Annotated in this window: 8 protein-coding genes; all 8 read left to right on the top strand. The window is 44.0% G+C overall.

Annotated elements, in window-relative coordinates; all coding sequences use genetic code 11:
- Positions 1-109: 109 nt before the first annotated feature.
- The 8 genes from ppc (at position 110) to MHH52_RS25660 (ending at position 12,415) form a co-directional block, all read left to right on the top strand.
- On the top strand, positions 110-2,902 hold the full coding sequence (ppc, locus tag MHH52_RS25695) for a phosphoenolpyruvate carboxylase (protein WP_340005162.1): 2,793 nt from the start codon (positions 110-112) through the stop codon (positions 2,900-2,902).
- Between the two features lie 1,267 nt (positions 2,903-4,169).
- A complete protein-coding gene (gene sigW / locus MHH52_RS25690) occupies positions 4,170-4,736 on the top strand; it encodes an RNA polymerase sigma factor SigW (RefSeq protein WP_036681288.1) in 567 nt (188 codons plus the stop codon).
- A gap of 121 nt (positions 4,737-4,857) precedes the next feature.
- On the top strand, positions 4,858-5,472 hold the full coding sequence (locus tag MHH52_RS25685) for a zf-HC2 domain-containing protein (protein WP_313637827.1): 615 nt from the start codon (positions 4,858-4,860) through the stop codon (positions 5,470-5,472).
- A gap of 214 nt (positions 5,473-5,686) precedes the next feature.
- Entirely contained in the window at positions 5,687-6,517 is an 831-nt protein-coding gene (gene cdaA / locus MHH52_RS25680; RefSeq protein ID WP_340005160.1) for a diadenylate cyclase CdaA, read from the top strand.
- Positions 6,510-7,967, top strand: coding sequence for a CdaR family protein (locus MHH52_RS25675; protein ID WP_313637828.1), 1,458 nt, complete (start codon positions 6,510-6,512; stop codon positions 7,965-7,967). The genes cdaA and MHH52_RS25675 overlap by 8 nt, the downstream gene beginning before the upstream one ends.
- Before the next feature lie 104 nt (positions 7,968-8,071).
- A complete protein-coding gene (glmM, locus tag MHH52_RS25670; protein WP_313637829.1) occupies positions 8,072-9,412 on the top strand; it encodes a phosphoglucosamine mutase in 1,341 nt (446 codons plus the stop codon).
- Between the two features lie 639 nt (positions 9,413-10,051).
- Positions 10,052-11,884, top strand: a complete 1,833-nt coding sequence (gene glmS, locus MHH52_RS25665; RefSeq protein ID WP_340005158.1) for a glutamine--fructose-6-phosphate transaminase (isomerizing) — start codon at positions 10,052-10,054, stop codon at positions 11,882-11,884.
- A 159-nt stretch (positions 11,885-12,043) separates the two neighbouring features.
- Positions 12,044-12,415: an iron chaperone gene (locus MHH52_RS25660; RefSeq protein ID WP_313637831.1), complete on the top strand. Its 372-nt coding sequence runs from the start codon at positions 12,044-12,046 to the stop codon at positions 12,413-12,415.
- The last annotated feature ends 517 nt before the right edge of the window (positions 12,416-12,932 follow it).

Below are 12,932 nucleotides of genomic sequence, written 5' to 3'. Positions count from 1 at the left end.
TGGAGATTTTCATGCGGTTTTATTGTATGATATGAGGAAAGCTTTAATAGACGATATTTAGCCAGACAATAATTAACACATTGATCCGGAAGAGAATGGGGGGAGCAGCATGACCGAACTTACGACTACCGTCAGCAAAAGCAACTCTAACAATCTGCTGCGACGGGACGTACGGTTCTTGGGGAACATATTAGGTGAGGTCTTGGTTCACCAAGGCGGTAACGAACTACTAGAGATCGTGGAGAAGATCCGCGAAACCAGTAAATCGCTGCGCTCACTATTTTTACCTGAACTGCACAGTGAATTTAAGGAGTTAATCAATTCTTTGGATCCGGAGAACCGCCATCAGGTAATAAGAGCGTTCGCCATCTATTTTCAGCTCGTAAATATTGCCGAACAGAACCACCGGATTCGCCGCAAACGTGACTATGAACGTTCAGCTGGGGAGACAGTCCAACCCGGTTCTATAGAAAGCGCGATTAAAGAGCTTCGTGAACGTGATTTCTCTCATGAGGAAGTTAACGAGATTATTGAAGGATTATCTCTGGAACTTGTAATGACGGCACATCCAACGGAGGCTATGCGCCGTGCTATTCTCGATATTCATAAGCGGATATCCGATGATGTTATGGGTCTGGATAACCCTACCTTAACCTTCCGGGAGCGTGAACAGCTCCGTGAGAAGTTATTAAATGAAGTGATTACGCTATGGCAAACGGATGAACTGCGTGACCGCAAGCCTACAGTACTCGATGAAGTGCGTAATGGGATGTACTATTTCCATGAGACGATTTTTCATGTCTTACCAGACGTTTATCAAGAACTTGAACGTTGTCTGAGTAAATACTATCCAGGACAGAACTGGCATGTGCCTACGTACTTGCGTTTTGGTTCGTGGATTGGCGGAGACCGTGATGGTAACCCTTCGGTAACTTCGACAGTCACTTCACAGACCTTGCGTATGCAGCGGAAGTTGGCGATTCGGGAATATCAGCGGATTATGCGTGAACTCATGCAATATCTAAGCTTTAGCACAAGTATTGTTAAGGTAACGCCTGAGCTAATTGAATCCATTGAAGCTGATCGTGAGATCATTAATCTTGGCAAGATGGAAGAATGGCGCAATGACAATGAACCTTACCGTATTAAGCTTAGCTATATGATCTCCAAGACACAAAATGTTCTGGATGATGAGAAAAAAGGTACTCCTGAGCGTTACTCTACTCCTGAGGAGTTCATCGATGATTTGAACGTGATTGACCGCAGTTTACGACATCACTATGCCGATTATGTGGCCGACACTTATATTAAGAAGTTGATCCGCCAAGTGGAGCTGTTCGGTTTCCACACGGCGACACTTGATGTGCGTCAACACAGTCAAGAACATGAGAATGCCATGACTGAAATTCTGGCGAAGATGAACATTACGCCGGATTACTCCAAGCTGACTGAGAATGAGAAGATTGAGCTACTGGAGAAACTGCTGAATGATCCACGTCCGATTACTTCTTCTTATCAGACGTATAGTGAAGGTACGGAGGAATGTCTTGCCGTGTACCGGACGATCTTCGCTTCGCAGGAAGAGTACGGAAAACAATGTATCACCAGTTACCTGATCAGTATGGCGGAAGCGGCAAGCGACATTCTGGAGGTTATGGTCTTCGCCAAAGAGGTAGGACTATTCCGTAAGGATAATGACGGTACAGTCGTATGTACCCTGCAAGCTGTGCCACTTTTTGAAACGATTGATGATTTGCATGAAGCACCGCAAATTATGAACACACTGCTCAGCATGCCTATCTACCGTGATGCGGTAAGAGCAATGAACGATTTGCAGGAAATCATGCTTGGTTATTCAGATAGTAACAAAGATGGCGGTGTGGTTACTGCTAACTGGGAACTACGTGTTGCATTGAAAGAAATTACAGCTACAGCCGATGAGTTTGGAATCAAGCTGAAGTTCTTCCATGGACGTGGTGGAGCGCTCGGACGTGGCGGCATGCCGCTTAACCGCAGCATTCTTGCTCAGCCAGCCTCAACGATTGGCGGCGGCATTAAGATCACCGAGCAGGGAGAAGTTATCTCCTCCCGTTATTCGATGCAAGGGATTGCTTACCGCAGTCTAGAGCAAGCGACATCTGCGCTTGTGACAGCAGCGATCAATGCGAGAATTCCACAAGCAGATCTATATGAAGAGAAGTGGGAAGAGATTGTTGCCCGTATCTCTGAAGTTTCGCTTCACAAATATCAGGATTTGATTTTCCGTGATCCGGACTTCCTGACTTACTTTAAAGAGTCTACACCTCTGCCTGAGGTTGGAGAGCTAAATATTGGTTCACGTCCTTCCAAACGGAAGAACAGTGACCGCTTTGAAGACTTGCGTGCAATTCCGTGGGTATTTGCATGGACACAAAGCCGTTATTTGCTTCCAGCGTGGTATGCTGCTGGAACCGGACTGCAGAGTTTCTATGAGGGTAAGGAAGAGAATCTGAAGGTTATGCAGCATATGTATGAGAACTTCTCATTCTTTACTACACTGATAGATACGCTGCAAATGGCTATTTCAAAAGCGGACTTGATCATTGCTAAGGAATATGCCAGCATGGGCAAGAACGAGGAAGCGCGTCAGCGGATCTTCGGCCAGATTGAAGAGGAATTCAAACTGACCTCTGAGCTGATCCTGAAGATTACTGGCCAGCAGGATATTCTGGATAACGTCCCTGTGATTCAGGAGTCGATCAGACTCCGCAATCCTTACGTTGATCCACTTAGCTACCTGCAGGTTCAATTGCTATCCGAGCTTAGAGCGCTCCGTGAAGTAGATGGAGACGATAGCGAATTGCTGCGCGAAGTGTTGCTTACCATCAATGGCATTGCCGCTGGTCTTCGGAATACCGGCTGATCTCTTGACTTAGCATATTTATTTATAGAAAGTTCGCCCTTTATTGGGGCGGACTTTTTGTGCTTGTATAGGAAATTATGCAGTATCCGGCAGATTCTAAAAGATCACTTTCATGGATTCATGGAAATGCACGGTCATCATCTGCCCAAGAGACTCCATAGCAGCATCATAGATTGAGAATAAAGCGATGCGCTGTGGCGCACGAGTTATGGGCTTTGCCAGAAATGAGTGCAAAGGATGCACGTAGGAGCGCCGGAGCCCGTGTTTATTTGCTTCTTTATAGGAGTTACTGTCTGCTCGCACACATAAACTTTTTAATGTTTTTTATTTCTCTGCTTCAGGGTCAAACTGCTGAATTATAGGGAATTATTACCTGTAATTCGATGTTTTAAGGTCATTTCGATAAAATATAGGGAATTGTTCCCTATATTTCAGCTGAACTTGGTGTAATTAATTGAAATTGGCCAATATACAGGGAGAAATTCCGTATAACTTGGTCATAAAACAGCTGTGACCTAATATATAGGTAGGTTTTCCCTATAACTCGTTCCACCAAAGCAAAATCCTCCACCTACACTGGAGTTATTATTCGCAAAATCACCGAAAACCTTGCGGAAAGTACAACGATGTCTGCTCCGTATGCGACAAATTTAAACTAACAGAAGCCTATTCATCCGACGGAGTGATTTTGTGCAAATATAAGAATTTATAGGCTTACGCTATAAATTATCCTTCTATTTTTCGCAGAAACGGGTACCGCCCCTAAAAGGACGGCAAAGCCGTTTCTTCTTACTAATACGAGCTACTTCGCTCATAGACTAAATATTGTGCTGCGAAAATAACGGTCTTGATAGTAATGTGAAAATATTGTGGCAATGTGCCCAATATTGATCTTTCTTGCCCCTTCCCAAGTAACCGAAATGCAATCGGACGTAAATGATAGGTATATAGGAGTCGGGTGAAAGAGGGCATGGAGAAGAATTTTGGAACTGTAGGAGCGTCAGCGTTCGCCTTTATCCTCAGATTTCGACCGCTATATGCGGTTTATAATCAGGAAATCAGAGGATAACAGCGACCGGAAGTCCAACATTCTTAGGAATGCTGTCGTGTTCACCTTATCTTTTATTCCTAGAAATTAACTCAGTTTACAGAGGAGGTTACAATACAATCCTTGATTTTTACACAAACTTGAATTACGATTTAATTGCTTGTACCGTGGATATTTGAGAATAAGTACCAAGGGCGGCAAGTCTGGGGGAGTTAACAGGTGGAGAATTTGGAAGGCAGATTGACAAAGCTCGCCTTAAAAGGCGACCAAAGGGCGTTTGCCGAGCTTGTGGAACTATATAAAGACAAAATATATCATCTGGCGTACCGAATGCTGAACAATCGCCATGAGGCGGAGGATATAGTTCAGGAGACCTTTTTGCGTGTGTATAGAAACTTGGATCGTTATGATGATAAACAGAAGTTCTCTACCTGGATTTATCGGATTGGAACGAATCTCTGTATTGATAGATTACGCAAACGGAAACCAACCTATTCGCTCGATGCAGAAATGAACGATCAGGAGGGCCTTGACGGCTATTCATTGATTCCAAGCGATAATGTGACACCAGAGACCGAATTACTGCTCTCTGAGACGCAGGGGCTAATCTACGAGGCGATTGACAGTCTACCTGTGAAATACAGGTCTGTTATGATTTTAAGATACCTGCAGGATTTATCGCTTCAGGAGATAAGTGATGTGCTGGATATGCCTGTAACCACGATTAAGACGCGTGTACACCGCGGCCGTGAGTTTTTGCGTAAAAAATTAGGCCCGAAAATGTAAAAATAGATTTTTTTTATGAAACATCTTTTGGAGAGCGACGTATGTAAGTTAAGCAAGTCTTATGTGTCCTGACCCTTTGTCTAAGGATAATTAAATAGCTCTCATGAAAGGATTGGCTCCTATGGAATGCAAACTGGCCGTCTCTATGATGCACGACTACTTGGATGACGACTTGCCCGATCAGCAGCAGAGGGAATTGAAGGAGCATCTTCTATCCTGTCCAGATTGCCGTGCAAAGTTTAAAGAATTAGAACAGACAGATATGTTGATGTTCTCCCTCATGCATCAGAATCCTGTTGCCTCAGATGATCTTGTGAGCCGGATAATGAGTTCATTGCCAAAGGCCAAGAAAGAAAAGGCTTTTGTTACCTGGATCAAGAGACACCCTGCACTTACAGCGGCATCTCTGTTTCTTGTCGTAATGCTGATGAGCTCTGTAACTTTTTGGAGTCCAGATAGACAACTTGTAGTTAGAGGTGCAGATCTGGATCAAGTGGTTATCAAAGGGGATACTGTAATCGTACCTTCTGGCAAGATTATTACCGGAGACCTTACCATAGAGAATGGTAAAGCACAGGTATATGGAGAAGTGAACGGCAACGTAACAGTCATCGACGGCTCTCTGTATCAGGCTTCAACAGCTCATATTTCTGGGCAAGTCAAAAGCATAGACCAAGCGGTAAGTTGGTTCTGGTATAAAGTGACGAACATGTTCTCTGAAGTTGCCTACCGTTAAAGCGACAGTGGTTACCTTGAGCTGGAATATTATTTTGCGCCTCTTTTTCCGGAAAGATGGCGCTTTTTTGTTGCCTTAAATTAGAAAATATCGAAAATGATGATGGGACTAAACTTGCAACTGGAGCCCGAACGTTATAACCTAGATATTGATACAGATCTAACAGACATTTTACATAAACCCAGCTAATATGAAATGACGGGGGTTTTAGGCAATGAGTTATTTTACAGACTTAACATGGAAAGATTCCATTAAAGATATAGTTGATATCCTGATCGTCAGCTACATTATTTATAAAGTGCTTAATATGGTACGCGGGACTCGGGCGATTCAGCTGCTGAAGGGGATTCTGGTACTGGTTTTGATTTGGGCTGTGAGTACCATCCTAGATCTGTATACGCTCAAATGGCTAATGAATCAAATGTTTACATTCGGTGTGCTGGCAGTCTTTATTATCTTTCAGCCGGAACTACGAAGGGGACTGGAGCAGCTTGGACGAGGTAGATTTTTCGGACGGGCTGGGGAAAGTGATGAAGAGCTAAGTAAATTAATCGGTGAAGTGATTAAAGCCGTAAATTATTTATCACATAGAAAAATAGGGGCATTAATCGTATTCGAGCGAGAGACAGGCCTCAATGAATATACGGAATCGGGTATCGCCATGCGTTCTCTAGTCAGCTCTGAGTTGCTGATTAACATCTTTATACCTAACACCCCTCTGCATGACGGAGCCCTTATTATGCAGAGGAACCAGATCGCTGCTGCTGCTTGTTATTTACCTTTGTCCGAGAATCCTTTTATTAGCAAGGAACTGGGGACACGGCATCGTGCGGCTATCGGGATTAGTGAGGTTGCGGACTCTGTGTCTGTCATTGTCTCGGAGGAGACAGGACAGATTTCTCTGGCCATTAATGGTCAAATTGTAAGAGACATTAAGGAAGAATCAATGATTTCGAAGCTCCATCAAGAGCTGAGTGTAAGTTCATCGCTGAAGGAGAAAGGTTCAACTTTCTGGAAACGGAAGGGGGACAAAAATCATGGATAAGTGGATGAGCAATAACAATTTCAATAAGATTCTAGCCCTTGCGTTTGGGATCATACTGTTTACTATGGTTCGTATCGACACTGCACCTGTTGGACAGACCACGGTCGATACTAAATCGAAGATTATTGAGAATGTGAAGATCGAAGAGATCGGTCTAGATAAAGATAAATATGTACTGGAATACAAGGATGTAGATAGTGTCAGTATGGAGGTTAAGGGGAAGAATTCCGATATCTCCTTTCAGTTCTCGGACGATTATAAAGTGACTCTTGATCTAAGCAAGGTTGAGCCTGGAGAAAATACGTTGCCACTCTCTTATTCATTACCCAGAGGTGTAACCCTTGTCAGAATGACTCCTAAAGAGGTTAACGTACATGTAGAGCTGCGAAATACAAAGTCTTTTCCCATAACATTGGTTACCAAGGGAGAACCAGCAGTGGGTTATCAATTAGGTACCCCAGTCTTGCAGCCTACGGATACTGTTGAGGTTACGCTGCCAGATAATGAGTTAAGCAAAGTGGTGAAGGTACAAGGCACCATTGAGCTAAATGGCGAGAACGAAACCTTTAAAGAGAAGAAATTGAAGCTGCATGCTTATGATAATGAAGGAAAAGAAGTGAAGGATGCCGTCATTGAGCCTGCTACCGTTTCGGTGGAATTGCCAATTACCTTGCCTTTTAAGAGCTTGCCGCTGGATATCGGCTTTACCGGACAACTTCCAGATTCTCTCGTCTTATCGAATGTGACACCTGAGCTGGAATCAGTCGTGGTATATGGTCAAGCAAATGCATTAGCTGCATTATCTACCTATGAAGCGAGTGTCGATCTTAGCGCTATAGATTCTGCAGGAACGAAGCAGCTGAAGGTAGTACTGAAACCTCCGGCAGGAACTGAGAAAGTAATGCCTGAAACCGTGAACGTTTCATTAACGATCTCAGAAATTGCCGAACGGACGGTTGAAGCTGTACCCATTAAGTTACAGGGTGTGGGTGAAGGGTTAGAAGGAAGTATTGTTAATCCAACAAGCAAGGATATAGCCCTCACCTTAAAAGGTGCACCTACTTTGCTAAATCAACTAAATAAGGACGATATAAGTGTTGTGGCTGATGTGACTGGCCTTACTGCCGGGACTCACGAGGTTTCTTTACGGGTATCACTGCCTAAATTCATCGCACTGGCTAATTCAAGTGTGCCTCTTACGGTAACCGTACAGTTGCTATCACCTGCAACGCCGGTGCCTACGCCTCATCCAGACACGGGTAGTGTAACTACTCCTGAGCCAAGCTCTGAACCTGTTATAGGTGATGAAGGGGCCACTGAGAAGCCCACCCATAGCGGAGAGGCTGGAGGTACAGCGACGCCTGTTCCGACGGATAGCAATTCAGAGAATAACGGCACAGCTAACACAAGTACGAATTCCGAAAATCCTGTAGGTACAGGGGGAACGTAACCTTTTATTGAATTTTAGGATATGTCCCAAAGGTACACCAAAATAGTATTCAAATCATATGATAGAACATTAAGCTAATGTAGCGTATTCAAAGGAGAAAAATAATGGGGAAGTATTTTGGAACTGACGGTGTGCGGGGAGTAGCAAATCGTGAATTAACTGCAGAAATGGCTTATAGCATTGGTCGCTGTGGAGGATATGTACTAGCGGGTAACGTGCATAAACCAAAGGTTGTCATTGGGATGGACACACGTATTTCCGGTCCTTTGCTTGAATCGGCTCTTATTGCTGGTTTGCTGTCTATTGGGGCAGATGTAATCCGTATAGGTGTAGTGAGTACACCTGCTGTTGCTTATATCACAAGATTATTAAAGGCAGATGCAGGGGTCATGATTTCGGCTTCGCACAATCCGGTTGAAGATAATGGCATTAAGTTCTTTGGCGGAGATGGTTTCAAACTTACGGATGAAACTGAGCTGCGTATTGAAGAACTTATGGATGCTGAGGTAGATGAATTGCCACGTCCTATCGGCTCAGGTTTAGGTATGGTTACGGTTGATAATGACGCCAAATACCTCTATCTGGAGTATTTGAAGACGACCATTTCTCAGGATTTTAAAGGGATCAAGGTTGTACTCGACTGTGCTCACGGCGCAGCGTATGAACTTGCACCAAGATTGTTCAGAGAGCTTGGCGCTGAGGTTATTTCTATTGGAGCTGAGCCCGATGGATTGAATATTAATGCTGGATTTGGTTCTACACATCCAGAGACTTTGCGTGAGGAAGTATTGCGTCAAGGAGCGGATTTGGGACTTGCTTTTGACGGAGATGCTGACCGATTGATTGCGATCGACAATAAAGGTGATGAAGTTGACGGAGACTTTATTCTCTGCATTTGTGGGGATGCAATGAACCGTGCTGGCAAGCTGAAGGATAGCACGATTGTATCAACGGTTATGAGCAATATCGGATTCTACAAAGCCACGGAGAAATTATCCCTGAACACTGCTAAAACAGCTGTAGGCGACCGGTATGTGATGGAAGAAATGCGCCGTGGCGGTTTTAATCTAGGTGGAGAACAGTCTGGACATGTTATCTTCCTTGATTATAATACAACAGGTGATGGTATTCTGACGGCTATCCAGCTGGTAGATACGCTTAAAGCTTCAGGTAAGCAGCTTAGCGAGGTTAAGAGCATGATGACGAAATACCCGCAGGTGCTGGTCAATGTTCGTGTACAAGATAAGACCAATTATCCTAACAACCAGGCTATCGAAGCAGCTATCGCTGAAGTAGAAGGAAAGCTAGGCGACAATGGTCGTGTGCTTGTACGTCCGTCGGGTACGGAGTCTCTAATCCGTGTCATGGCAGAGGGACCTGATAAGGCAGATCTAGATCTTTATGTGAATCAAATTGTAGAAGTTGTTCAACGCGAATTGGTATAATTCATTGTCATAACTATATATCCGGTGTAGAGAGTACGATCGATTCGGACTTCTTACACCGGTGTTTATTATTTTTGAATGGATCGTCTGAATAGGAATTTGTGAAATTTAGGTTGGTGCAGCATTGCCAAAGTAATGTAAGGTGCATATAATAGATTAAGTGTCATTCTAGAAGGAAAGCGGGGATTGTGAGGTTTGCAATAGCAAGCGCCAGAGCTTGGTCGAGCGCGGGGGAGAAGGGAAAGCTACTACATGGTTATGTAGACAAGGGCTTGAACGGATCACGGCAGACGTAAGCTGACGAGGTGGAGGTGTTCGAAATGTTCGGCGGGGACCTCCCGGTGATGCACCAGAGCCGTAAATGGAGACGGAAAATGGAAGGGCGACCTTTCACACAACGTTTTCATGGGTGCATAAGAAATATAAAAATTCATGTGTGCGCGCATCGTAAAGAAACACGATAGTTCTGCCACGGCAGAGAAGAAGGCTGTGCATTTCATGAACATAAGATGTAAGTGACAGTTTATTTTGTTGATCCAAAATACAACAGAATATTTGCTTTTTCTCAAAAACATGCCGCACGGCACGTTTCTTTCCTTATGCCGCCACATTACGATAACTCGGACGGGGGAAATTATAATGTGTGGTATTGTAGGATATATTGGTAATCAGAATTCGCAGGGGATCTTGGTTGAAGGATTGAAGAAGCTGGAGTATCGGGGATATGATTCCGCTGGTATTGCTGTATTCACTGGGGAAGGACTGCAAGTAGTGAAAGCACAAGGCCGTTTGGCGAATCTGCAGTCGAAGCTGGAAGGCAGCCCACTGGCAGGTAGCGCAGGTATCGGACACACACGCTGGGCAACTCACGGTAAACCATCCGATGAGAATTCCCATCCGCATACGGATAACAGCATGAAGTTCTCGGTCGTTCATAACGGTATTGTCGAAAACTATCTGGATCTGAAAGAAGAGCTGATCGCTGGCGGATGCCACTTTGTCTCCGAAACAGATACAGAAGTTATTTCACATCTGATTGCTCGCGAATATGATGGGGATATCGTGAAAGCTGTGCAAAAAGCGATTACCTTCATGCGCGGTGCGTTTGCATTAGGCGTCCTGACTGAATATGAACCAGATAAATTGGTGGCTGTGCGTCAAGCAAGCCCGCTCATTATCGGTCTTGGCGAAGGAGAAAACTTTATCGGGTCAGATATTCCTGCATTGCTTGAATATACCCGTAACGTATATATTTTGAACGACGGCGAAATGGCAGTCTTGACAAGAGATGCTGTCGAACTGATGACAATTGAAGGTAACTTTATTTCTCGGGAAATGATTACTGTCGATTGGGATGCAGTAACCGCAGAAAAAGGCGGCTACGAGCATTTCATGTTGAAAGAAATCCACGAGCAACCTAAGGCTTACCGCGACACTATGCGTGGTCGTATTAATGCCGAAGGTAACAAGGTTGTTTTGCCTGAATTGAACATGACCGAAGAACAAATCAAGAACATCCGTAACATCCAAGTTGTTGCTTGCGGAACGGCATACAACGCTGGTGTGGTAGGACGTACTATGATCGAATCTTTGGTTCGTATTCCAGTTGAGAATGACATCGCTTCGGAATACCGTTATCGTTCACCAATCGTGACGCCAGAAACTTTGGTTATCGTTGTCAGCCAATCCGGTGAGACTGCAGATACATTGGCAGCTCTTCGTGAAGGGCAAGCTAACGGTGCACATGTACTGGCAATCACTAACGTAGTGGGTAGCTCTATTGCTCGCGAAGCGAATGATGTCTTGGTAACCTTGGCAGGTCCAGAAATTGCCGTAGCCTCGACCAAAGCCTACACTTCACAATTGGTCGCATTCGGATTGTTTGCTCTTTACTTGGCTGAAGTTCGTGGTACACAAACCGAAGCTCAAGTGGCTAAGATTCTAGCAGCTATGCAAGCTCTACCAGAGCAAGTAGAAGAGATCCTGGCTCAAAAAGAAGCAATCAAAGGTTATGCAGAACAAATTTCTGAGCACAAGAACTTGTTCTTCATCGGCCGCGGCGTAGATTACGCTGTTGCTCAAGAAGGTTCCTTGAAGTTGAAAGAAATCTCTTATATTCACTCCGAAGCTTATGCCGCCGGTGAATTGAAACATGGTACGTTGGCTCTGATCGAAGAAGGTGTTCCGGTTATTGCCCTGGCAACTCAGGAAGCTGTACTTGAGAAGACCGTCAGCAACATCAAAGAAGTGAAAGCCCGCGGCGCAGACGTGCTTGCGATCACTCACCAAGAGCATTTGACTGACCTGCTTAGATCAGTGGATCAAGTGTTTGTTATTCCTAAGACATTGCCAATGCTGACAGCAGCGTTGTCTGTAGTACCTCTGCAATTATTGTCTTATTATGCTTCTCTTGCACTGGGTCATGATGTGGATAAACCACGTAACTTGGCGAAGAGCGTTACTGTGGAGTAGGATGTTGGGATTAGATAATGTATAACTCTTAAATAAAGTCGCACCGGTTATGAAAAGTTGCACCGGTTCACCCCGTTGGATATGATTATCCAACGGGGTGTTTTTTTGTATACAAACTACGCCTGAACAAAGGTGATTTTGAAGTTAGGAGTGATCGACATGGAAGTTTTTGCAGAATATTTAGCGCAAATTGATAACCCACAACATCGGGAGCGAGTGGAAGAGGTGTTGGCGTGGGTAACTAAGAAATTCACAGATTTAAAACCAAAAATTGCGTGGAATCAGCCAATGTTCACCGATCACGACACATATATTATTGGCTTTAGCGTATCTAAACAACATATGGCTGTTGCGCCTGAAATCGCAGGGATTAATCATTTTTCTGATGCAATTGTACAGGCTGGCTATGATCACACCAAGCAGTTGTTACGGATCCGGTGGGATAGTCCGGTTGATTTCTCATTACTTGAGAAAATGATCGAGTTTAACATTTTGGATAAGGCAGATTGTTCAACTTTTTGGCGAAAATAAAAAATGAACAAGTTGTTAGCCTCGATGATGAAAACATCATCGGGACTTTTTTATTTAGACTTCAGTGTTTCATCTACCATAGGTGATTTACGGTTGAAGCGTTTAGCTTTTGAAAAGTTCCTGGAAATGTAACTAATGGCCTCGCCGTTGTTTAGGGTGAGGATATTAGTTATTTTTGGCGAATCCACAATTCTCCCTTAGCGGATCATAAACAAACATGCTAATATAATGACTGAAAATGTTGAAAGCCCTTACTTTTTCCGGCTAGGGGCGATCATTCCTTGCTTATATGACGAAGAGGGGAAGAAACTGCATGCGCGTGGACCAAACGCTGTATGAAATTCCATTTCAAGTTCATATGGACATGTCAGAACTGCAGACATTGCTGAGTGCTTACATGGATAGCTTAGATCTCTTGTTTGAAAAATAAAAAGATATATCTTTCTAAAGCGTCCCGGAATCCATATTGGATTAGGGACTTTTTTGTTTAAATAGTACGTAATAAGGCATGTCCATC

The organism is Paenibacillus sp. FSL K6-0276, assembly GCF_037977235.1.
Classification (GTDB): Bacteria; Bacillota; Bacilli; order Paenibacillales; family Paenibacillaceae; genus Paenibacillus_AQ.
Note: the sequence above shows the minus strand (reverse complement) of the source record. Positions and strands in the feature narration are given on the sequence as shown.

What these genes read in the sequence shown, in the direction of transcription:
- MHH52_RS25660 (WP_313637831.1), top strand. Translation starts at nt 12,044, where the DNA reads ATGGAAGTTTTTGCAGAATATTTAGCGCAAATTGATAACCCACAACAT.
- MHH52_RS25685 (WP_313637827.1), top strand. Translation starts at nt 4,858, where the DNA reads ATGGAATGCAAACTGGCCGTCTCTATGATGCACGACTACTTGGATGAC.
- glmS (WP_340005158.1), top strand. Translation starts at nt 10,052, where the DNA reads ATGTGTGGTATTGTAGGATATATTGGTAATCAGAATTCGCAGGGGATC.
- glmM (WP_313637829.1), top strand. Translation starts at nt 8,072, where the DNA reads ATGGGGAAGTATTTTGGAACTGACGGTGTGCGGGGAGTAGCAAATCGT.
- MHH52_RS25675 (WP_313637828.1), top strand. Translation starts at nt 6,510, where the DNA reads ATGGATAAGTGGATGAGCAATAACAATTTCAATAAGATTCTAGCCCTT.
- ppc (WP_340005162.1), top strand. Translation starts at nt 110, where the DNA reads ATGACCGAACTTACGACTACCGTCAGCAAAAGCAACTCTAACAATCTG.
- cdaA (WP_340005160.1), top strand. Translation starts at nt 5,687, where the DNA reads ATGAGTTATTTTACAGACTTAACATGGAAAGATTCCATTAAAGATATA.